At 36.8% G+C, this 21,311-nt stretch carries 22 protein-coding genes and 1 riboswitch; of the genes, 20 read left to right on the forward strand and 2 right to left on the reverse strand.

Annotated features, from left to right (window positions below):
• Nucleotides 1-70: 70 nt before the first annotated feature.
• The 4 genes from BT1A1_RS04345 to glf all read left to right on the forward strand — a co-directional run bounded on the left by BT1A1_RS04345 (nt 71) and on the right by glf (nt 5,861).
• Nucleotides 71-2,518, forward strand: coding sequence for a glycoside hydrolase family 3 C-terminal domain-containing protein (locus tag BT1A1_RS04345; RefSeq protein ID WP_034768510.1), 2,448 nt, complete (start codon nt 71-73; stop codon nt 2,516-2,518).
• A 2-nt stretch (nt 2,519-2,520) separates the two neighbouring features.
• Entirely contained in the window at nt 2,521-3,147 is a 627-nt protein-coding gene (locus BT1A1_RS04350) for a hypothetical protein (protein WP_231553288.1), read from the forward strand.
• A gap of 33 nt (nt 3,148-3,180) precedes the next feature.
• On the forward strand, nt 3,181-4,197 hold the full coding sequence (locus tag BT1A1_RS04355; RefSeq protein WP_034768512.1) for a glycosyltransferase family 2 protein: 1,017 nt from the start codon (nt 3,181-3,183) through the stop codon (nt 4,195-4,197).
• A gap of 554 nt (nt 4,198-4,751) precedes the next feature.
• Nucleotides 4,752-5,861, forward strand: coding sequence for a UDP-galactopyranose mutase (glf, locus tag BT1A1_RS04360; RefSeq protein ID WP_034768515.1), 1,110 nt, complete (start codon nt 4,752-4,754; stop codon nt 5,859-5,861).
• 219 nt (nt 5,862-6,080) lie between these two features.
• On the opposite strand, the gene BT1A1_RS04365 is transcribed toward glf, so the two are convergent.
• Nucleotides 6,081-7,181 (reverse strand): 5-methyltetrahydropteroyltriglutamate--homocysteine S-methyltransferase, encoded by a 1,101-nt coding sequence (locus tag BT1A1_RS04365; protein ID WP_034768517.1) that lies wholly within the window; start codon nt 7,179-7,181, stop codon nt 6,081-6,083.
• Nucleotides 7,182-7,310: 129 nt separating this feature from the next.
• Nucleotides 7,311-7,414: riboswitch (SAM riboswitch) on the reverse strand.
• A 282-nt stretch (nt 7,415-7,696) separates the two neighbouring features.
• Here BT1A1_RS04365 and BT1A1_RS04370 point away from each other — a divergent pair.
• The 3 genes from BT1A1_RS04370 to BT1A1_RS04380 all read left to right on the forward strand — a co-directional run bounded on the left by BT1A1_RS04370 (nt 7,697) and on the right by BT1A1_RS04380 (nt 9,712).
• Nucleotides 7,697-8,854 (forward strand): DUF4317 domain-containing protein, encoded by a 1,158-nt coding sequence (locus BT1A1_RS04370; RefSeq protein ID WP_034768519.1) that lies wholly within the window; start codon nt 7,697-7,699, stop codon nt 8,852-8,854.
• Between the two features lie 229 nt (nt 8,855-9,083).
• Entirely contained in the window at nt 9,084-9,293 is a 210-nt protein-coding gene (locus BT1A1_RS04375; protein WP_034768521.1) for a helix-turn-helix transcriptional regulator, read from the forward strand.
• The gene (locus BT1A1_RS04380) at nt 9,290-9,712 is read left to right on the forward strand and encodes a hypothetical protein (protein ID WP_051988998.1); all 423 of its coding nucleotides are present in this window, start codon (nt 9,290-9,292) and stop codon (nt 9,710-9,712) included. Before BT1A1_RS04375 ends, BT1A1_RS04380 begins: the two co-directional genes overlap by 4 nt.
• Nucleotides 9,713-10,040: 328 nt before the next feature.
• Here the strand turns inward: BT1A1_RS04380 and BT1A1_RS04385 are convergent, their stop codons facing one another.
• Nucleotides 10,041-10,271 carry a hypothetical protein gene (locus tag BT1A1_RS04385; protein WP_034768523.1) on the reverse strand — a complete coding sequence of 77 codons (231 nt, stop codon included), beginning with the start codon at nt 10,269-10,271 and terminating at the stop codon, nt 10,041-10,043.
• A gap of 313 nt (nt 10,272-10,584) precedes the next feature.
• On the opposite strand from BT1A1_RS04385, the gene BT1A1_RS04390 reads away from it, so the two are divergent.
• The 13 genes from BT1A1_RS04390 (at nt 10,585) to BT1A1_RS04450 (ending at nt 21,218) form a co-directional block, all read left to right on the forward strand.
• Complete coding sequence (locus BT1A1_RS04390) at nt 10,585-11,457, forward strand: dimethylarginine dimethylaminohydrolase family protein (RefSeq protein ID WP_231553289.1); 873 nt, start codon at nt 10,585-10,587, stop codon at nt 11,455-11,457.
• A 193-nt stretch (nt 11,458-11,650) separates the two neighbouring features.
• Entirely contained in the window at nt 11,651-12,556 is a 906-nt protein-coding gene (metA, locus tag BT1A1_RS04395; RefSeq protein WP_034768524.1) for a homoserine O-acetyltransferase MetA, read from the forward strand.
• A gap of 255 nt (nt 12,557-12,811) precedes the next feature.
• Nucleotides 12,812-13,537 (forward strand): hypothetical protein, encoded by a 726-nt coding sequence (locus BT1A1_RS18535; protein ID WP_156103177.1) that lies wholly within the window; start codon nt 12,812-12,814, stop codon nt 13,535-13,537.
• A 66-nt stretch (nt 13,538-13,603) separates the two neighbouring features.
• Nucleotides 13,604-14,686, forward strand: coding sequence for a sensor histidine kinase (locus BT1A1_RS04410; protein WP_034768527.1), 1,083 nt, complete (start codon nt 13,604-13,606; stop codon nt 14,684-14,686).
• Between the two features lie 33 nt (nt 14,687-14,719).
• On the forward strand, nt 14,720-15,349 hold the full coding sequence (locus tag BT1A1_RS04415) for a response regulator transcription factor (protein ID WP_034768528.1): 630 nt from the start codon (nt 14,720-14,722) through the stop codon (nt 15,347-15,349).
• A 307-nt stretch (nt 15,350-15,656) separates the two neighbouring features.
• Nucleotides 15,657-16,589 carry a daunorubicin resistance protein DrrA family ABC transporter ATP-binding protein gene (locus tag BT1A1_RS04420; RefSeq protein ID WP_034768529.1) on the forward strand — a complete coding sequence of 311 codons (933 nt, stop codon included), beginning with the start codon at nt 15,657-15,659 and terminating at the stop codon, nt 16,587-16,589.
• A gap of 17 nt (nt 16,590-16,606) precedes the next feature.
• Nucleotides 16,607-17,860: an ABC transporter permease gene (locus tag BT1A1_RS04425; protein WP_034768530.1), complete on the forward strand. Its 1,254-nt coding sequence runs from the start codon at nt 16,607-16,609 to the stop codon at nt 17,858-17,860.
• Complete coding sequence (locus BT1A1_RS04430) at nt 17,857-18,957, forward strand: ABC transporter permease (RefSeq protein ID WP_034768531.1); 1,101 nt, start codon at nt 17,857-17,859, stop codon at nt 18,955-18,957. Before BT1A1_RS04425 ends, BT1A1_RS04430 begins: the two co-directional genes overlap by 4 nt.
• A complete protein-coding gene (locus BT1A1_RS04435; RefSeq protein WP_034768533.1) occupies nt 18,958-19,161 on the forward strand; it encodes a hypothetical protein in 204 nt (67 codons plus the stop codon). It abuts the gene before it with no gap.
• A gap of 118 nt (nt 19,162-19,279) precedes the next feature.
• The gene (locus BT1A1_RS18165) at nt 19,280-19,618 is read left to right on the forward strand and encodes an aromatic acid exporter family protein (RefSeq protein WP_051988999.1); all 339 of its coding nucleotides are present in this window, start codon (nt 19,280-19,282) and stop codon (nt 19,616-19,618) included.
• Nucleotides 19,588-20,259 (forward strand): aromatic acid exporter family protein, encoded by a 672-nt coding sequence (locus tag BT1A1_RS04440; protein WP_051989000.1) that lies wholly within the window; start codon nt 19,588-19,590, stop codon nt 20,257-20,259. The genes BT1A1_RS18165 and BT1A1_RS04440 overlap by 31 nt, the downstream gene beginning before the upstream one ends.
• A gap of 86 nt (nt 20,260-20,345) precedes the next feature.
• Entirely contained in the window at nt 20,346-20,591 is a 246-nt protein-coding gene (locus tag BT1A1_RS04445) for a hypothetical protein (protein WP_034768535.1), read from the forward strand.
• 36 nt (nt 20,592-20,627) lie between these two features.
• Nucleotides 20,628-21,218: a hypothetical protein gene (locus BT1A1_RS04450; RefSeq protein ID WP_034768537.1), complete on the forward strand. Its 591-nt coding sequence runs from the start codon at nt 20,628-20,630 to the stop codon at nt 21,216-21,218.
• Nucleotides 21,219-21,311 lie beyond the last annotated feature (93 nt).

Genomic DNA, 21,311 nt, shown 5'->3' on the forward strand with positions numbered 1-21,311 from the left:
TCGAATAAAAGAAAAATTAGGCGGTACTTCATCCGAGGTACCGCCCAAAAAATAAAAAAGAGGAATGACTATGAAATATAAAGACATAATTCAAGAAATGACCCTGGAAGAAAAAGCCTCTCTTATGTCCGGAAAGGATTTCTGGCAATCGCAAAATATTGATCGTCTTGGCATCCCTAGTATGTTTCTTTCCGATGGTCCGCATGGGGTTCGGAAACAGGCCGCTGCAGCCGATCATCTGGGCTTAAATGAAAGTATCCCGGCAACTTGTTTCCCAACAGCAGCAACCGTTGCGAATAGTTGGAATGTGGAACTTGTTGAAAACATGGGCAAATATCTTGGGAAAGAGGCAGTTGCTCAGAAAGTCAATGTTTTGCTGGGGCCAGGTATTAATATGAAAAGAAACCCATTGTGTGGAAGAAACTTTGAATATTACAGTGAAGATCCATATCTTGCCGGAAAAATGGCTGCCGGGCTCATTCGCGGAATTCAATTGAATGGAATTTCCGCTTGTGTGAAGCATTTTGCCGTCAATAATCAAGAAGAAAGACGGATGGTCATTGACACAATTGTCGACGAGCGGACACTCCGAGAAATTTACTTAACAGCTTTTGAAATTGCTGTTAAAGAAGGAAAAACGAAAACAGTTATGTCTTCCTATAATATGTTAAATGGCACACATACGAATGAAAATATACATTTAATGAGAGACATTCTCCGTGATGAATGGGGGTTTGATGGTGTCGTCGTAACTGATTGGGGTGGAAACAATGATCGTGTTGCTGGACTCCTTGCCGGCAATGAATTAGAAATGCCGACAACAGACGGTGAAACCGATAAAGAAATCGTCGAAGCAATAAAAAGCGGAAAAATTCAAGAAGAAGTGTTAGATGAATGTGTCGACCGCTTATTGGATCTTATTTTCACGACAGAAAAAGTATTTGAAAAGCCTCATATCGATTTTGACACGAAAGAACATCATCAAATGGCCCAAAAAGTGGCCGAAGAATCCATTATCCTATTAAAAAATGAAGGAAATATTTTACCATTAAAAAAAGATGCAAGAGTAGCCGTGATTGGTGATTTTGCAGAAGAGGCAAGGTATCAAGGGGCCGGTTCATCCATTGTCAATCCGACCATTTTAAATCATACATTGGATTGCCTTGATGAATCCGGTATTAAAGCTATTGGCTTCGAACCGGGTTTTGAACGATACGGGAAAAAGAATAAGAAAAAAATAGATAAGGCATGTGAACTGGCAAGTCGTGCCGATGTCGTTCTATTATATATCGGATTAGATGAAGTGACAGAGGCTGAAGGATTAGATCGGGAAAATATGAAAATCCCGGAAAATCAGGTCGAATTATTACATGCTATTTATGAGGTAAACCGGAATATTGTTGTTGTTCTTTCATGCGGTTCGGCTGTAGAAATGCCTTGGATTGATAGAGTGAAGGGGCTCGTCCACGGATATTTAAGTGGGCAAGCGGGGGCTAAGGCAGTCTTGAACGTACTATCCGGAAAAGTCAACCCATCCGGTAAATTAGCAGAAAGCTACCCAATCCGTTATGAAGATACCCCTTCCTTTCATCACTTCCCGGGCAAAGAAGTAAGTGTCGAATATCGGGAAGGACCATACATTGGCTATCGTTATTATGATACAGCTAATGTCCCGGTATTGTTCCCGTTTGGCTACGGGCTAAGTTATACAACGTTTGCGTATGATGATCTTAAGGTAAGCCGCAAAGGAGTAACATTTAACATAACGAATACCGGAAATCACGCCGGATCAGAAATTGCTCAACTGTATGTCGGTTGCAAGTCTGAAGCAATTTTTAGACCAAAAAAGGAATTAAAAGGATTTAAGAAAGTTTATCTTCAACCGGGTGAAACAAAGGAAGTTACCATTTCCTTTGATGATAAAACATTTCGTTATTTTAACGTAAAAACTAACCAATGGGAAATTGAGGATGCTGAATATGAAATAATGATTGGTGCTTCAAGTGTGGATATAAGATTGAATGGAAATCTACATGTCGAAGGAACCGCAGCACCCGTACCGTATGAAAAAGAAGAACTGCCATCTTATTATTCTGGAAAAGTAAGTAATGTAAGTTTAGAAGAGTTTGAACATTTGATTGGCAGAAAAGTTCCTGATCCGAACTGGGACCGTTCAAAGCCGCTTGGATACAATGACACGATTGCACAATGCCAATATGCAAAAGGTGGTTTTGCAAGATTTGCCTTTCATCTTATAAAATTTGCCCATTGGTTTTTAAGAAAAATTGGAAAAAGAAGCACGGCCAATCTCATCATCATGTCTGTTTATCATATGCCATTTCGAGGGGTTTCCAGAATGACCGGCGGCATGATTAACATGCCAATGCTCGATGGCCTTTTAATGATTGTAAACGGACATTTCTTTAAAGGACTAAATTATTTCTTAAAGCAAAGAAAATTAATGTTAAAAGAAAAAAGTTCTTTAACCCGTGAAACTGACGCAGTTAAGGAGATGTAATCATGGCGAGTGGTAAAATCAAACAAAATAAAATGGTTGCGGGAATGATTGATATATGGGTAAAATACAAAGAGAAGCACCCGAATATTGCGCAGTTTCTAGTGTTTTTTATGTTAAGTAACGGGGTAACAGTTTTACAATTTGTATTAATGCCTTTATTAAAAAACATTTTTGGGCAAACACCATTGGTAGACACAAATTTTCAGATTATGCAATTTGGGCACAATTTTGATGGTAGTCCTTATTATGTTTTTGACTATGCAGCGGGGTCCCTATCTAATGGTGGCGGTGGAGGTCTTGCTTATTTCCTTGCCGTTCAAATTACAATCGGTATTGCACAAGTCATAAACTTTTTTGCCCAAAGAAATATAACATTTAAGTCGAATAGTAATATTTGGAAAGCCGCTTTTTGGTATGTCGTTGCTTATATTTTAATAACTATCGGTGCTGCAGCAGCTCAAGGTTTCTACAAAGCGCCAATCTATAACTTACTCATGAATACATGGGGATGGGGCTCTGCTGGTGAAACGACTGCCGATATTATTACAATGCTCATTAACAGCGCAATTTCCTTCTGGGTATTTTTCCCGATCTTTAAAATTATTTTTAAAAACGAATCGGAAAAGTAGAAACCTAGGTTCAAAAAAAAGGTAGTGTGATAGATGAAATTATTATCAGTCGTTATTCCTTGTTATAATTCACAAGAATATATGAGAAATTGCATTGACTCCCTGTTGCCCGGGGGGGAGGATGTGGAATTGCTGATAGTAAATGACGGGTCCCGGGATCAAACAGCAGTAATTGCCAATGAATATGCAAAAAAATATCCAACCATTGTGAAAGCAATCCATCAAGTAAACGCCGGCCATGGTGGGGCTGTTAATACCGGTATTCGTCATGCTTCAGGTTTATATCTAAAAGTTGTGGACAGTGATGACTGGGTCGATTACCCATCGTATATGAAAATCTTGCACAAACTGAAAACGATGGCGAGAAATCATACGGTTGTTGATATGGTGGTCAGCAATTTTGTATTTGAAAAAGAAGGAAAGAAAAACAAGAAAGTAATGAAATATGAAAATGTCTTTCCGCAAAATCGGATATTTTCATGGGACGATATCGGTCGTTTTCGTAAAGGGCAATATATCATGATGCATTCCCTTATTTACAGGACGAATTTATTAAGAGAATGCGGCTTGGAATTACCGAAACATACTTTTTATGTTGATAATTTGTTTGTTTATCAACCGCTCCAATATGTGAAAAAAATGATTTACATCGATGTAAATTTTTACCGCTATTTTATTGGCAGAAATGACCAGTCGGTAAATGAGAAGGTTATGATAAAACGAATTGATCAACAGATAAAGGTTAATAAGCTTATGATTGAACTTGTAAAATTGGATACAATTGAAAATCCAAAGCTACGGGAATATATGCTCAATCATATAGAAATCGTGACGGTTATTTCGGCAATTATGTTAATTCGTTCAGGTACCCCGGAAAACTTGGAAAAGAAAAAGGAATTATGGAATTTTATTAGAGAAAGAGATTTTGAACTATATCATAATCTTAGATACGGAATGTTAGGTCAGCTCATGAATTTGCCCGGGCGAGTTGGTCGAACCATTTCTGTCGGAGCCTATAAAATCTCACAAAAAATTGTCGGCTTTAATTAACAGATTTACTTGTAAAAAAGATGACAAGTTGAATGCACATACCTTTCAATGGTAAGATAGTTGAAGGGTATTTTTTTTACAGATAAAACCAGCATGACGGTTATAAGGGGCTGAAAAAAGTATGGATTGAGGCTACTGAAAAACTACTCGAAATAAGTTCATGACCCAAAAATATAGTATGGTTAACCGCAAAAGTATTTCTAGTTATGGCGTTCGGAAAAATTTTTTCGCACCTTTTCAGTAGACTAGAGTGCCTTTCACGGACAAAAAGGGAAGCCAAACAGCGAGAACTGTCCAATAGAGCAAGCTCTCACCGACAAAAAGGGAAGTTAATCAGGAGAAACTGTCCAATAGAGCGGCTCTCGTGGACAAAAAGGGAAGTTAATCAGGAAGAACTGTCCAATAGAGCGGCTCTCGCGGACAAAATCGCAAGTCAATCCGTAGAAACAGAGGCTGTCCAAAAAGTCACTAATTTTGACTTTTTGGACAGCCGCTTCTTCATAAAGTGAGAAACGATTTCTGTTAATGAATTTAGATGACAAGGTGGAAGAAAGATGAATGAGGATTATTTAGTGGTAGGTTCCGGGCTTTTTGGCAGTACTTTTGCCTATGAAGCTGCCAAACGAGGGAAAAGGGTTAAGGTCATTGAAAAGCGGGACCATATCGGTGGTAATATTTATACTGAAACTTTGGAAGGGATTCAAGTTCATAAATACGGGGCCCATATTTTTCATACAAATAATAAGGAAATTTGGAACTATGTAAACCAGTTTGCTGAATTTAATCGATACACAAATAGTCCAATAGCCAATTTTAAAGGGGAAATTTATAATCTACCTTTTAATATGAATACATTTAATAAATTATGGGGTGTGATTACCCCGGAAGAAGCAAAAGCGAAAATTGAGGAACAAAGAAAGGCTGCCGGGATTGAGAAGCCGACGAATTTGGAGGAGCAAGCCATTTCCTTGGTCGGCACCGATATTTATGAAAAATTAATTAAAGGCTATACAGAGAAACAATGGGGAAGGAAAGCGACGGAACTGCCTGCTTTTATCATAAAACGGTTGCCGGTTCGCTTTACATATGACAACAACTATTTTAATGACCGTTATCAAGGTATTCCAATTGGCGGGTATACGCAAATTATTGAAAAAATGCTTGCAAGTGAACGAATCGATGTGGAATTGAATACCGATTTTTTTGCAAAACGTGAAGAATATTTGCAGGAATTTCCAAAAGTTATTTATACCGGAATGATTGATCAATTTTTTGATTATCAATTTGGAGAATTAGAGTACCGTAGTTTGCATTTTGAAACGACGATTTTAGACCTAGAAAATTATCAAGGAAATGCGGTAGTCAATTATACGGATGCAGAAACACCTTTTACGCGAATTATTGAACATAAACATTTTGAATTTGGCAATCAACCAATAACAGTCATTACAAAAGAATATCCGCGAACGTGGAAAAAAGGTGATGAACCTTATTACCCGGTGAATGACGAAAAAAATAATGAAAAGTATCGGAAATATAGTGAACTTGCCGGACAATTTCCAAATGTTATTTTTGGCGGCAGACTTGGTATGTACAAATATTATGATATGCACCAAGTCATTGCCGCAGCCTTATCAGTCGTGAAAAAAGAATTTCATGAATGAGATTTTTCATAGAAAGTGGCTCGGAACAGTAATTCCGAGTCACTTTTTCCTAAAAGACACAATCCTGGAATTTTACAGTGTTCTCGTATTTCTTTGGCGATACCGATATGTTTTTATTTAGCATATGGTGAATGAACCTATAACCTGTAGTGTTCCGCAAACTTCTTTGGCGGTATTTACTTATTTTTTCTTTGCCATATGGTATAAAGAACCTAATATCTACAGTGTACCCCAGACTTCTTTTGCGATATCAATAATATATTTTAATTTTGCCCATTGCTCTTCTTCCGTTAACTTATTGCCGTGGTGAGTCGAAGCAAAACCGCATTGTGTACTAATACACAGTTGTTCAAGCGGAACATATTTGGCGGCTTCTTGTATCCGTGCTTTAATTACTTCTTTGTCTTCTAGTTTTCCGGACTTCGATGTGAAAATACCAATAACGACTTTGGGTCCGCCCTTTGGTATATATTTTAAAGGTTCAAAACCACCGGACCGTTCATCATCGTATTCAAGGAAGAAGCCGTCTACTTTTTCCTTAGCAAAAAAGGTGGGGGCGATATAATCATATGGACCCTCAAATGCCCAAGCCGATTGATAATTCCCGCGGCATAGATGGGTTGTCACGATTAAGTCATCCGGTTTTCCTTCCAGCACACCATTTGCCACACGTAATGCCCGGTCAATCGATTTTTGCCGCTCATCTTCCGGAATTTCCGGGATACAGTAACGAGCAATCGCAACATCATCTAGTTGCAGGTAACGACAGCCGGCATTATAGAACGCTTGAATCGCATCACGGTATGCTTGAATTAGATCTTTTGCAAAATCTTCAACATCCGGATAAACCTCTTCGTTTAGAATTCCCGGATAGAAAAATTGATTTGGACTCGGAATCGTCATTTTCGCAATGGCCCGGTCGCCGACAATTTCTTTAAATTCGATAAAATCTTGCAAGTGCGGATGGTTCGGATTAAAGCTGACTTTTCCAACAACGCGGACATTATATTTTTCGGTTTCGACGCCAACAAATTGATAACCTTGTTCAGGGATATACCCTTCAACCCCGTTTAAATGCTCCATAAAATCCGTATGCCAAAATCTCCGTCTGAACTCGCCATCCGTCACAGCTTTCAGACCAATTTCAATTTGTTTATCGACAATTCGTTTGATTTCTTCTGTTTCAATGGCTCTTAATTCCTCAGCTGTAATGGTTCCTTCTTGAAAGTCCTTTCTTGCTTTATGGATTCGCTCCGGACGAAGTAGGCTCCCTACTTGATCAGCTTTAAAAGGTGCTTTTGTAATTGTTTTTGTTGTCATTATGTTTCCCTCACTTTTTTTATTTTTTTGTTAAGCTTGTCAATATGGTAAGTCACCGGTATTGACAAATGAAAAACCTCTCTTCAAGAAAGAAGAGAGGTAAACATAACGATTATAGTTTTCGATCTCTTCTTATCTTCAAGCCAAAAGCTTTCTGGAATTGGCACAGTACTTTTAATAAGTCCGCTGCCGAGGTTTCTTCGGGCCAGTCCCTCCACCTCTCTAGATAAGAATATTTGAAAATATGAAATTAATCTTGTTTATTAATATATACGTATTATTCCTATATGTCAACTATTTTTTTAAAAAATTTGTTATGGACCTTTCGCAAATAATTTTCACCCACGTATGAACTTTCTTCAAATTTTAAGCAGATGTATGAGTAAAAATAGAGAAAAATTTTTTATCCCTTCATTAGTGATCGGCTTTATCATACGTGTTGATTGTCTTCTTCCAAAATGGTGAGCATTTGCTTATAATTAGTTAGGTAGACTAATAGAGTAGGGGAAGTTCTTATGAATGTAAAAGACATCGCAAATATCCGAAAGCAATTTAAGTTAGATAATCATCTTTTGCAAGTGAAAGATATTTTTAATGTGTATATTCGAAAAGAAAGCAGTGAAATTTTTTATCAAGAATGTCATCCGTTTCCGATGTTGGACCGGGAGCAGCAAGAATTATTTATGTTGAACTTCAAAAAGGTGTTAACCGGCCAGCTGGATGTAAAACTGTTTGAGCTAAAGTTTCAGGCGGAAGCAGAGGCGCATAGCAAGGACATTCTATACGAGGCAATCCAAAACGATGATGTTGAATCCTGGAAATCACAAATGCTTCTGCTTGTTGAAAAAATGGTCAAAGATATTCAGTATGAAAAAGATATCGTAATTACGTTCATTCGCGGCGAATATTATAAACCAACCAAAAGGACGAATGAGGAGACGGAAGAACACGCAAATGATTCCGTATATACCCATCCATTTATCCTTTGTAGCATAAATCGTACCGAACAGCCGAAAAAATCACTGCTTTTTGATTTTGTTGAGCTGGAGTTTAAAGCAAATGTAGTCGTCGATTCAATTATTAATTTAACATCACCAATGTCGGGATTCCTCTTTCCTTGTTTTACGGAAAATTACACTGATATTAATCATATTTTATACTCGACAGGGAAGGCAAACCAACCGGACTATCATATTATTGAGGATGTATTGAATGCGGAACCGGTGATGACCGCTCAAGACGATAAAGCAGTTTTTGAAGAAATTGTTAAAGAAGTGGTTGGTGAAGAAGTAGAATCGTCAACACTTTCGAATGTATATGAAGAAATTAATCGAATGATGGAAGAGGAAGAGGAACAAGATATTCCAAAACTCGATTATAAAGATGTTGAGCAGGTTTTGAAAGCAAGCGGAGTTGAAGATGTAAATCCGGAAAAAGTCGAAATGGCGTTTCAAAAAGTAATTGATGATGAAAAATATGAGCTAAAGGCAACAAGCTTAGTACCAAAATCGATAAAAATTCAAACAAAGGTTGCCAATATCTCAATCAGTCCGCAAGATTTGAAGTATGTTAAACAAGTAACCGTCAGCGGCAAACGTTGTATTTTAATTGAAGTTGATGAAGATGCCGTTATTGAAGGCTTTAAGCTCATACCGGAGACGTTGTTGAGTTGAAAAGGAATCGACTGGAGTAATGAATAAAACGAAGGGTGTCCAAAAGATGTTTATCTTTATGTTCACCCTTTTTTGTTGAATGCAGCTTAGTGAAAGATAACGGTTGCGGCAATATAGATTGGATTATCGTGAAAAAATACCGATGGAGTGTAAAGATACCTTTACATTCTATCGGTATTTTAGTATTATATATGTAAAGATATCTTTACTTTTTACGGAGGTTTGACTAATGCCGGTGATTAACCATATTCGAGAAATCCGTCAAAAAAAGGGGATCTCACAAATTAAAATGGCTGAGGATTTACAAGTTACACGTCAAACGATAAATGCCATTGAAAAAAACAAGTATAATCCCAGTCTGGAATTAGCATTAAAAATCGTTGCGTATTTTAATATGCCGATTGATGAAATTTTTATTTTACAGGAGGATGAAAAATGAGTGTAAAAGACAGGAAAAAATGGGAAACGATTTTAACAAAGTGGACGCCATTCTTTATTATTGCTTGTGGTCTTATAGGTATTGTTCTGGGCTCATTTCTTGCTTATTTTTTTCAGGGTGAATTTCCATATGATGTATTTGCCGGTGGTTTGGTTGCAACTATCATTTTGACAATAATTCAAGTGATTAAACAGAAACGCAAAAAGGATAATTTGCCAGAAGCAGATGAACGGGTTATTCACAATGTTTTTCGTTTTTTTGCATATGCTTCACATCTTTCCTTAGCTATTTTATTTATAGCTTTAGCCGTTTTCACACTTTTAGGAAACGAGTCGATTTCCATTCTTTACCTATGGATCTTTTTCTTTTCATACATTTGGATTTTCGGGATAGGTGCTATTCTCATTAAAAGAAGGTAATCGGTTATTTAAGCAGTACACATAAGCTGTTCAGGGTCTAACCGATTTTCGGTCGACCCTTTTTTACTAATAGCAGGAAAGTATAAATTTTTCAATTTCTACTTTCCTAACACATAAGTGCACAAGGAAAGCTTCACTGGAATACATCGCAGCCGAAAAAATTTTATATTTTTTCGGTGATTAGAGAGACTTCGGTAGCATTACCTCGCAAGCGAAAATGTTTTTCCACTGAACTACGGCTCTGCCAACGCCTGAAGGCTCGGCAGTCACCGAGTTTTCTTTATAAAAATATTGATGACTGCTCAAAAATATAATAATTTCCATAATATTAAGAGGCTAACTCCATATATTCCGCAACAAACCGAAAAACATTTTGATAGTCCAATTTTCCATTTTTATACAAAAGTTCTGCGCGTTGAATTTCTGCTTCTGCAACCTGTGATTTTACCTTTACCTCCCTTAAAGTAATCGTACCGTTTAATAACTCCAGAGCCCATTTTTTTAAATTTTCATTATGAGATTGATATAAAACGTAGGATATATAACTAATCCGATCCAATGCAAACTCCCCCTAAAAAGTTTTTATTCTCTTAAATATAATTCTTCAATAGGATAGCTTCTTCCTTCTAAAATTTCGAATGTTTTGTCTACAAATATCTACATGTTTTTACATGAATTACATCCAAAAAGGTACTACAAAATATTGTCCGTTCGCTTATCTTTTTTAATAAAAGAGCTTTTTGGCTGTACCCTTACATAAATTTCACAGTAAATTGGAAAGATAAAACGATACTACGGATAAATTAAATATCTTTCATGCGATTTTTTAAGATAAAATTGCTACTTTTACGATCATAATGGGAGGGTTATAATTGGAACCGTATGAAACAATTCCACCACAAAAAATCCACTGTTATACGGAATACGATGTATTGAAAAAAGTAATTGTATGTCAACCGCAATATATGACAATTCGAGATGTTATTAATGAGACCCAAAAGCATTTTAAGAATGAAGGGATACATATTGAAAAAGCTTTGGAACAACATAACCAATTTGTTGATACATTAAGGCAAAATCATGTTGAAGTCTATTTACTCCCCTACCATCGGAAATATCCTGAGCAAGTGTTTACAAGGGATATCGGTTTTGTTCTCGGAGAAACAATATTTGTTGCTGATATGGCAAGTAAGGTTAGAAACGGAGAAGAAGAAGTCTTGAAACGGTGGTTAGAGGACGAAGAAATTTCTTACTATAATATTATTGGTCATCAAATTGAGGGTGGCGATGTCATTATTGATCGTGACCGCATATATATCGGGTTAAGTGACAGAACCAAAAAGGAAGCGATTGAACAGATTCAAAAACTGTTGAATAAGCAATTTGAGATTATTCCGGTTCACTTTCATGAAAAATATTTGCATCTGGATTGTGTGTTCAATATTGTCTCACCTGATGTTGCTTTAATTTTCCCGGGAGCATTGGATCAAGAACATATTGGAAAATTAAAAGAGCGATATGAATTAATTGAAGTAACAGAGGAAGAACAATTTACACTAGGAACAAATGTTTTATCAATTGGCAACCGGAAAATTATTAGTCTCCCGGTTAATAAAAAAGTCAACGAAGCTTTGAGAAATCACGGTTTTGAAGTCATCGAAGTCGATATAACAGAAATCATTAAATCAGGTGGCTCATTCCGGTGCTGTACATTGCCGATTGAGAGAGAAAGTACAAAAAATTAGTAATAAATGGACCGGGTATAGAAATAACTTGGTCCTTTTTTATATATTTACTAATACCTAATGGTTTTAAAAAAGAGTATCAAAATACTGCATAAATTTAATATTTAAAGAAAAATAACGTTGCCATAAATAATAAATAAATTTTATAATAGGTGATACATTATTAAAATTGTGAAATGAAGGGGGAATGACAATGCCGATTAATATACCAAAAGATTTGCCTGCGGGAGAGTTGTTAAGAAAAGAGAAGATATTTGTCATGGATGAAGATCGGGCAAGAACCCAAGATATTCGTCCATTAAATATTCTTATTTTAAATTTAATGCCGGAAAAGGAAAAAACGGAACTGCAACTTTTGCGCCTGCTCGGTAATACACCGCTACAGGTAAATATTACTTTTTTAAGGACATCTACATATCAATCAAAGAATGTCAGCAATTATCACCTAGATAATTTTTATACAACTTTTGCGGATGTAAAAAACCGCCGATATGATGGCATGATTATTACGGGGGCACCTGTAGAAAAAATGGCTTTTGAGGAAGTGGACTACTGGGGAGAATTGGCAGAAATTATGGAGTGGACAAAAACAAATGTAACATCAACGCTACATATTTGTTGGGGTGCCCAAGCAGCTTTGTATTATCATTATGGCATTGGTAAATTCGAATTGCCGAAAAAATGTTTTGGTGTGTTCAAACATCAATTATTTGAACCAAAGTTGAAGCTTGTCAGGGGATTTGATGAAGTTTTCAACGCTCCTCATTCCCGTTATACTGACGTTTCCAGGGAGGCCATTGAAAACCATCCGGAATTGAAGTTAGTATCTGTATCAGAGGAGGGAGCACCATTTATCATTATGTCTGAAAATGGAAAAAACATTATGATTACCGGACATTTAGAATATGATGCTACTACTCTTGCAGATGAATACGTTCGTGATCAAAAGAAAGGACTTGGGACGGCAATCCCGAAAAATTATTTTCCAAATAATGATGTGAATGAACGTCCGCTTCATACGTGGCGGTCACATAGTTATTTACTGTTCTCCAATTGGCTGAACTATTATGTCTATCAAGAAACGCCTTATCAATGGTGATCGGCGATTTCGAAAAATTATTCTCGTGATGATGAGGTGAACGGACCCTTTATAGGTATGTTCGTATGACTTTTTTCCATTAGCTGAACAATTTTGTATATCAGGAAAAACGCTATTAATGGTGATTGGCAGTTCTGAAAAAATTTCTCTTTATGATGATGAGTTGAACAGGCGCTTCATACGTGGCGGTAGCGTGGTTATTAGTTTTCTCTAATTGGCTGAACGATAATATTTTTAGGCAGGAATTTTCTATTTTTGACGACGAGCCTGAATCTCGTCACCATTTTGAGGCGTGAAATCGCATTTTTTGGCGACGAGGCCATTTCTCGTCGTCGTTTTTGCGCGGGAAACTCCTTTTTTTGGCGACGAGGCCATTTCTCGTCGTCGTTTTTGCGCGGGAAACTCCTTTTTTTTGGCGACGAGACCATTTCTCGTCGTCATTTTGAGCCGAGAAACCCCTTTTTTTGGCGACGAGACCATTTCTCGTCGTCGTTTTTGGGCAGGAAACTCCTTTTTTTAGCGACGAGACTCTTTCTCGTCACCATTTTGAGGCGAAAATTGCTCGTTTTTAGCGACGAGACCATTTCTCGTCGTCATTTTGAGCCGAGAAACTCCTTTTTTTGGCGACGAGGCCATTTCTCGTCGTCGTTTTTGCGCGGGAAATTCCTTTTTTTAGCGACGAGACTCTTTCTCGTCACCATTTTGAGGCGAAAAACGCTCGATTTTGACGACGAGCCCGAATCTCGTCACCATTTTGAGGCGAAAAACGCTCGATTTTGGCGACGAGAGCGCTTCTCGTTCCAAATTTTTGCGAAATGCCCTATTGTTGTCGACAAAGCTCCATCCCGTCCCAAATTTTATGCGGATGACCCTTCTTGTGACAAGAAACTGGACTTATGTATATTTTTTCCAAGAGAACCGCTACAGACGAATGAGAAAGCCAATTCTTTAGAGATGGGGGTTGTCAAAAAGCTGATTTGATGATTTAGAAAGCTTTTGACGGATTTTTGGTATAGTAGTAATATAAAGAAAAACTTGGAGCGTGTTATGAAAGCATTTCTTATCCGTACTTCAGTATTAATCGTACTTTGGGGTTTGTTCTTTTTTTCAGAAGGGACGGTACCATCTGTTCGATCATTATTAATTTGTGCCGCAGTCATGGCCGTGTATTTTTTTCAGAATTCTACAAAAAGACAATTTATGCTCTTCCTGTTAAATCTTTTATTATTGCTGGCCCTTTACTTTTTTACAATAAACCCGTATGTGTTGGCCTTGCTATTCTATTTTTCAGTAATGGCGATTTTTGATTTAGAAGAAAATAAATTCAAATGGTTATCGGTACTTATTTGTATATCTCTTCTTAGCTTTTTAATCATTGGCAAGCTTTCAGGAGTATGGTTTATACTTTCTCTACTATTCTACTATATTGCGAACCGGACGAACGGCCTTGCCTCGGGGCTAAAAGAGCAAAGAAAAATCTATGAAGAACTGCTGGGAGAGTATCGCCGCTTAAAAAGGGTGGCCGTTCTTTCTGAAGAGGAGGCAAGGTTTCAAGAACGGACAAAAATTGCTCGTGAAATTCATGATTCGGTCGGACATAAGCTTACTGCACTCCTTATGCAATTGGAAATTTTATCAATGGAGAAGGGAGAAGAAGAATATACGGAATTAAAAGACTTGGCAAAAGATTGTCTAGCGGAGACAAGATTTGCCGTGAGAACGCTCACTACGGGAGAGCTTGAAGGAATGGCAACGATTTTGCAACTGATAAAGAAATTAGAGTCGGAAAGCCATATTCTAGTTCAATTAACAACGAAGCGAGGAATTTTATCTGTTAAATTGACCAATGAGCAAAGTGTTGTCCTTTATCGTGTCATTCAAGAAGGGCTAACAAATGCCATGCGTCACGCACAATCCAGGGAAGTATATGTTGAATTGGGAAGAAATGCGGTAGGTGATATTGAATTTTCCATTAAAAATAAAGTACACGAGAATAAAACGTTCCAAGAAGGTTTTGGTTTACAAAATATGCGGAGGCGGGTTGAAGAGTTGGACGGTAAACTTTCAATCCAGCAAAGGGAAGGACATTTTATTGTAAAAGGAATGATTCCGGTGACAGAACAAGGATAAAAAACGGGCTTTGAGAAAAAGGAGAAGGCAAATATGTGGAACATTTTAATCGTGGAAGACCAATCTATCGTCAGGCAAGGGTTAAAATTAATGCTTGAACAGGATGGTAATATTCGCGTTGTGGCAGAAGCAAGTAACGGCCGGGAAGCTATAAAATGTGTTGAGGAACAAATGATTGATCTTGTTTTGATGGATATCCGCATGCCGGTAATGAACGGAATTGAAGCAACTCGAATCATAAAAGAACGTTTTCCACAGGTGAAAATATTAATTTTAACAACATTTAATGATGACGAGTATGCGATTCAAGCATTAAAATACGGTGCAAATGCATTTTTATTGAAAACTTCCGACAGCCAAACTTTAATCGAAGCTGTTTATAGCTGTTTTCGTGGCGGATTGCCCATTCATGAAGAAGTAGCTGCAAAAATGATGCCACGACTTTTACACAAGGCTGAGAAAAAACTAGACATTCCCCTTTCGTCTCGTGAACTTGCCATTACCAAACTAGTCGGTGAAGGAAAAACAAATAAGGAAATTGCCGCAGAACTTTATTTATCCATTGGAACAGTGAAAAACCATATTACACAAATTCTTCAAAAATTGGAGTTGCGTGATCGCACCCAACTGGCGATTTTTGCTGTTAAAAACGACATATCATAAGGCTGCCTTACACAAGTGCTAACGTAAGCCTTATGGTCTCATAACAGTTGTCCTATTTATGCTGATAGTTATTTCACTGATAAAGTAAAAACGACATATCATAAGAGCTGCCTTACAAGGTCTCATGCACGAAGAGTTGCAGCGGCCTTAAATAAAGGGTAGCTTTTATTTTTTCAATTGAAAAGTGACGTATTTTAAGCCGTTTCACAAAATGACTTAAGTCATCTTTTCCAACTTAAAAAATGACTACCGACAGTGTTGCAGTTAAAAATGTTCTTTTAAAATAAAGAAAACGGGAGGGGATTCCATGTTACAAATAATGGATTTATCAAAAAAATATAAGAACGTTCAAGCTGTTTCCGGTGTGAATATGTATTTGGAAAAAGGTGAAATAGTCGGGTTATTAGGACCAAACGGTGCAGGAAAATCAACGACAATCTCAATGCTATCTTCACTAATTACACCTTCATCCGGTGACGTTCGCTTGCATAATGAAAGTATCGTGAAACAGCCTGAAAAAATTCGGCATATCCTTGGTGTTGTTCCTCAGGAAATCGCATTATATACCGATTTAACCGCTGAAGAAAATTTGCAGTTTTTTGGCAAAATCTACGGCTTACAAGGAACAACATTGAAACTGCGAATAAATGAAGTTTTGGAACAAATTGGTTTAACCGATAGAAGGAAGGATCTTGTAAAAACTTTTTCAGGCGGTATGAAAAGAAGATTGAATATAGGTGTCGCATTATTGCATACACCGGAGATGATCATTATGGATGAACCGACTGTAGGAATCGACCCGCAGTCAAGAAATTATATATTGGAAACAGTTAAACGACTCAATCGAGAGCAAGGGCTGACCGTTCTTTATACGAGCCATTATATGGAGGAAGTCGAATTTTTATGTGACAGAATTTACATTATGGATCAAGGTCATATCATTGCTTCAGGAACAAAAGAAGAATTGAAAAATATTCTCTCATCGGAAAATACAATTATTATTAAAGTTGAAAGAATAAAAGATGAATTAATTCGAGTGTTAAAAGCAGATCCCCATATCAGACAAGTACAAGTTCAAGATCAAAAAATTTCAATCATCGTTCCAAAAGAAGAAAATCTATTTCAAGCGATTACCCATTACGCAGAAGAAACGAAAACAAAATTAATCTCGATAGAAGTGAAGGCACCAACGCTTGAAGATGTATTCCTTCATTTAACGGGAAGGGCACTTAGGGATTAGTGCAGGGGGTGATATTGATGATTTTTCCTTTTATAAAAAAAGATTTATTAGTAATGATAAGAAATCGCCAAGAACTATTAGTCCTTCTTTTAATGCCTATCGTCTTAATTGCAATACTAGGCTTTGCGCTTGGTGGGGTTCTTAAAGGTGATTCACCAAATATTCACGCAAAAGTAGCCATTATAAATAATGATAATGAACAGGAAGATTTACAACAATTTATAAAGGATATAGAAAATGCCGGGCTACCGACAGAAGCGGAAACGTCAATGAAGACCGGTGCACAAAGTTTATTACCCGTTGCGATATTAACAGAAGATGTTTTTGGCAGTGAGGAATTAAAAAAGTACTTTGAAGTTGAAATAATCAAACCGGAACAAGCTGAGAAGGTGAAAAAGGACGATAACTATGCTGCGATTATTGAAATACCGGAAAAATTCACCTATCATCTATTATCAAAAGTGTTTCTTGACAAATCGGCAGAAATTTCTTTGCAGCTTTATAAAAATGAAGGAAAACAAGGCACCTCGAACCTTGTTGAAGATGTTATTAGACAATTTCAAAAACAGCTTACAACGATGACGATTGTTGGAAAAAATGGTGTTCAATTGGATACTGAACCGATAACCGGAACGATAGAAACGGTGTCTAAAAAAGAACCGATCAATTCGATGCAATATTACACGGTTGGAATGAGTGTTATGTTTATCATGTATGTGGCATCAAACATTAGCTCCTTTGCTTATCGTGAAAAACAGTTACACGTATTTAATCGGATTATTTTATCAAATACATCGAGATGGTCTTACTTCATCGGTATCTTTTTCTCGACGATGTTAATTGCGTTCATTCAACAATTGATTTTATACGGGGTATCTGCCCTTATTTTTCATGTATATTGGGGAGACTTAGCCGCATTTCTTGTTCTAAATTTATCATTAAGTTTTGCCATTGGTGGTGTTGCGGCACTTTTGACAGCTGTAAATTACCGAATAGACAGCGAGTCAGCATCCGGTTTTTTCAGCAGCATTCTCGTCACTTTATTTTCATTACTTGGCGGAAGTTTTACACCATTAGCGGAAGTTTCACCAATTATTGAGTTTATTGGGAATCTAACGCCGAATGGAGCAGGAATGACTGCATTATTGAAAGTGTTGCAAGGCTCCGGTATAACGGGAATTTTTGAGCATGTGTTATATTTAATCATTTTTGGGATTGTCTTATTGTCCGTTGCCGCGTTTAGTTTTCCGAAGAGGGGGGAAGCGATATGATCAGTATTTTACAAACTAAGTTTCGTTTATTTTTCAGGAAGCCGTTACTGTTTATCGGAATGACGGCTATGAGTATGCTTTTTGCTTTTTTCATAGGTGGTTCGCAATATTCGAGAATATCAGTCCCTATTTATACGGATATAGATCATTTTGAGACAACTGATTTATGGAAGGAGCTCAAGGATTCAAAATTATTCCAATTCACCATAGTGACGGAAGCCGAGGCGAAAAAGCAGGTAAGTGAAGGGGACCGAGGGGCAGCCGTGAAATTGATGGAAGATGGGTACGAGATTGTCATTGCCGCAAAAACATCAGACTTACCGCTGATTAGAAACTATTTACAATCCGTCTATTCCGATTTCTCAATTGAAAAACAGATCAATGAGCAAGTTGCCGACAATGAAAAAAGCAAAGTGATCATCAAACAAATAAAAAATGATAACTCTCTTTTTACTATTCATACGGATTCCTTCCGGGGAAAAGGGACGGTCATTATCGACAACCAATTACAAATTCTCTTTGGAATGTCCTTGTTTTTTGTCATTTATACGATCTCCTATAATGTGCTTCATATTTTGCAAGAAAAACTGGAGGGGGTCTGGGACCGGCTGATTTTATCCCCGTTAAAAAAATGGCAGATGTATGCAGGTAATCTTGCTTATAGTTTTTTACTTGGTTACATTCAAGTCGCTTTATTATTTTTTGTATTTCGTTATTTTGCCGGGGTAAATTTTTATGAAGGATTCGGTAAAACACTGATTGTATTAATACCGTATGTATTTTCAATTGTCTCGTTATCTATGTTTCTGGTAGGTGTTGTAAAAAATATCCAGCAATTCAATGCCCTTATCCCATTGATTTCGGTCAGTATGGCAATGATTGGCGGTGCATACTGGCCGCTTGAGATTGTATCCTCACCGGTTTTATTGAAATTGGCGGATTTCATGCCGATTAAGTACGGGATGGAAGCTTTAAAAGGAGCCACCATTTATGGAGAGTCTTGGGGTGAATTGTTGCAGCCAATGAGTATTTTAATCTTAATGGGCGTTGTTTTTGTTGGAATTGGCATTAATGTAATGGAAAAGAGAAGTACTTAAATGCTTGGCTTTAACAGTAGAAAAAAAGGGCAACCGGTATATTACTCTGGTTGCTTTTTGGATTTTGGCGTTGTCTTTGTTGGGTTTGGTATTAATGTAATGGAAAAGAAAGTACTTAGATACTTGGCTTTAACAGTAGAAAAAAAGCAACCGGAATCATACGCTGGTTGCTTTTTTGATTTGAGGATTTATAAAGAATTTTGAACCACCGGTAAGTTCATTGGATATTGAGCCATATGTTAAAAATCTGTTATCATAGTAAAATAAAGCTTCCACAAAAACCAATCGGGAAAGACTTTTTTAATAGGAAGAAGGCGTTTGGATGACTGGGATGGGTTATCGAACATTAAAAACAGCCGTGGGTGCAGGACTTGCCATTTGGTTGGCTGATTTATTTCAATTACAATTTTCTACATTTGCCGGGATTATTGTGATTATGTGTATTGAGAGAACTAGGAAAAGGTCGTTGGAAACAATTAAAGGCAAGTTTTTTTCATGCCTGTTGTCTTTACTTCTTGGCGGATTGTTTTTAGAGGTCTTTGGTTATAATCCATTGTTTTTTCAGTTTTTATTCTATTATTTGTTCCTTTGCTGGTCAAATTTCATATTCAAGGTGGCTTTGTCACAAGTATGGTCGTTTTCCTCCATCTCTATGCATTGAAGGAGACGAATTTTCAAATTATGCTAAATGAATTTTATATCATTTTAATTGGAATCGGGATTGCTATTTTAGTAAATAGCTACATGCCAAGTGTCAAAGAGGATATCCAGAATTTTAAAGAAGAAATTGAGCAGCGGTTCAGTGTTATCCTTTATGAGTTTTCAGCCTATTTGCGAAACCATGAGCGAAACTGGAATGGAAAAGAACTAATAGAAGCGGAAGATATTATCAATCAAGCAAAAAATATGGCTCTGAGAGATGTCGAAAATCATTTGATTCGGAAACAATATGAGGACTTATTTTATTTGGAAATGCGGGAAAGGCAATTGGAGCTGTTAAAACGAATGCTTCCGATTGTCTCATCATTGGAGCTCCAGGTAAAACAAAAGGAAATGTTTGCTGACTTTTTAGCGTTTTTGAGTAAAAATGTGCACTCCGGCGATACAACTGAACTGTCTTTGCAAAAACTGGAAGATTGTTGGGAGATGGTACGAAAAACGGAATTGCCAGCAACAAGAGAAGAGTTTGAGACGCGAGCAAACTTATTTTACTTAATGAACGAAATTGAAAACTATTTAATGATTAAAAGAAAATTATTTCATACTCGAAGTGGGATTTTGCTTAGCGATAAGAAAAGTTGAATAGGGATTAGAACAGGCATCTATGACTGGGATTTTACAGAAAATTAAATCAAGATTGAATGACATGCAATGTGTGGATAATTAAGATGAATGCTGAAATGCAGGTAATCCTCGACCAATTGGAAGAAGAAAATTTAGGAATTCGAAAAAAAGCTATAGAAGCTTTGAAGAAATGGGAATATCAATTGGAATTGGAAGATGCGTGTTTGCTTCTGGAAAAAGCAGCCGAAATAAAACCGTTATGTGAGGATGAATGGGACAATCCATCATATGCTCTAGTTACAGCTGCTTGTATTTTTATACATGAAGATATGGTTCCGGTTATTGAATAGAACATTCTACGCTATTCACTAAGAGCAGCGATAAAAGTGTTAAGTTTTCTATTGGTTTTAAATACAGAATCAGCTATTTCCCTTTATAAGAAGACTTTTCATCAGTTTTATGACCATGTTTCGCTTGTACCGGAGTATGAGGAACGAAACCGAATCCTTGAAGAAAAGGAGCCTACTATCCTATTACTTGATGTTTTGCTGGAACATCAAGTGTATTTTCATCCTTGGTATGAGTGGTGTTATCATTATTTTGTGGCAATGGGTATTGAAAAACAATACTTTAAAGCCGAGCATTACCCTCTAAATAAAGAATATATTCACAATGAACTTGAGGAGCTTTTTGCCATTTATTTAGAAAAACACGAAATCTATACACAAGAATTGGCATATGAAGTTTGGAAGGATTCGTATTTAAAAATACGGTATAATTTAAGATTTTTATTAACGTTATATTTTTCGTTTTGCACGGATAAAGAGGCATATGCCTTACAGAACATTTTAAAATGGAAAGATAATCAGATTCGACTAATTTACATCGAATTAATGTGGAAGCGTGGTCTTGAAATAGGGATAAAAGAAATAGAGGAAATTTTAAAAGTACAGATGGTTCACAGGAAGCCTTTATAATTATTAATGAGAATAAGCCTGAACTTTTACCAAGAGATCCCGTTTTTCAAAATTATTTTGTGACTGAAGCGGCGAGGTTTATCTTTTACAACC

Origin of the sequence: Caldibacillus thermoamylovorans, assembly GCF_000751775.1 — a bacterium.
In the GTDB taxonomy this organism is placed as follows: Bacteria; Bacillota; Bacilli; order Bacillales; family Caldibacillaceae; genus Caldifermentibacillus; species Caldifermentibacillus hisashii.

Bases quoted from the DNA above. Each gene is read 5' to 3' on its own strand.
- BT1A1_RS04380 (WP_051988998.1), top strand. From the start codon at position 9,290: ATGAGTGTAAAAGACAGGAAAAAATGGGAAACGATTTTAACAAAGTGG.
- BT1A1_RS04425 (WP_034768530.1), top strand. From the start codon at position 16,607: ATGATTTTTCCTTTTATAAAAAAAGATTTATTAGTAATGATAAGAAAT.
- BT1A1_RS04435 (WP_034768533.1), top strand. From the start codon at position 18,958: ATGCTTGGCTTTAACAGTAGAAAAAAAGGGCAACCGGTATATTACTCT.
- BT1A1_RS04430 (WP_034768531.1), top strand. From the start codon at position 17,857: ATGATCAGTATTTTACAAACTAAGTTTCGTTTATTTTTCAGGAAGCCG.
- BT1A1_RS04440 (WP_051989000.1), top strand. From the start codon at position 19,588: ATGGTCGTTTTCCTCCATCTCTATGCATTGAAGGAGACGAATTTTCAA.
- metA (WP_034768524.1), top strand. From the start codon at position 11,651: ATGCCGATTAATATACCAAAAGATTTGCCTGCGGGAGAGTTGTTAAGA.
- BT1A1_RS18165 (WP_051988999.1), top strand. From the start codon at position 19,280: ATGACTGGGATGGGTTATCGAACATTAAAAACAGCCGTGGGTGCAGGA.
- glf (WP_034768515.1), top strand. From the start codon at position 4,752: ATGAATGAGGATTATTTAGTGGTAGGTTCCGGGCTTTTTGGCAGTACT.
- BT1A1_RS04415 (WP_034768528.1), top strand. From the start codon at position 14,720: ATGTGGAACATTTTAATCGTGGAAGACCAATCTATCGTCAGGCAAGGG.
- BT1A1_RS04420 (WP_034768529.1), top strand. From the start codon at position 15,657: ATGTTACAAATAATGGATTTATCAAAAAAATATAAGAACGTTCAAGCT.
- BT1A1_RS04345 (WP_034768510.1), top strand. From the start codon at position 71: ATGAAATATAAAGACATAATTCAAGAAATGACCCTGGAAGAAAAAGCC.
- BT1A1_RS04370 (WP_034768519.1), top strand. From the start codon at position 7,697: ATGAATGTAAAAGACATCGCAAATATCCGAAAGCAATTTAAGTTAGAT.
- BT1A1_RS04410 (WP_034768527.1), top strand. From the start codon at position 13,604: ATGAAAGCATTTCTTATCCGTACTTCAGTATTAATCGTACTTTGGGGT.
- BT1A1_RS04350 (WP_231553288.1), top strand. From the start codon at position 2,521: ATGGCGAGTGGTAAAATCAAACAAAATAAAATGGTTGCGGGAATGATT.
- BT1A1_RS04375 (WP_034768521.1), top strand. From the start codon at position 9,084: ATGCCGGTGATTAACCATATTCGAGAAATCCGTCAAAAAAAGGGGATC.
- BT1A1_RS04365 (WP_034768517.1), bottom strand. From the start codon at position 7,181: ATGACAACAAAAACAATTACAAAAGCACCTTTTAAAGCTGATCAAGTA.
- BT1A1_RS04355 (WP_034768512.1), top strand. From the start codon at position 3,181: ATGAAATTATTATCAGTCGTTATTCCTTGTTATAATTCACAAGAATAT.
- BT1A1_RS04445 (WP_034768535.1), top strand. From the start codon at position 20,346: ATGAATGCTGAAATGCAGGTAATCCTCGACCAATTGGAAGAAGAAAAT.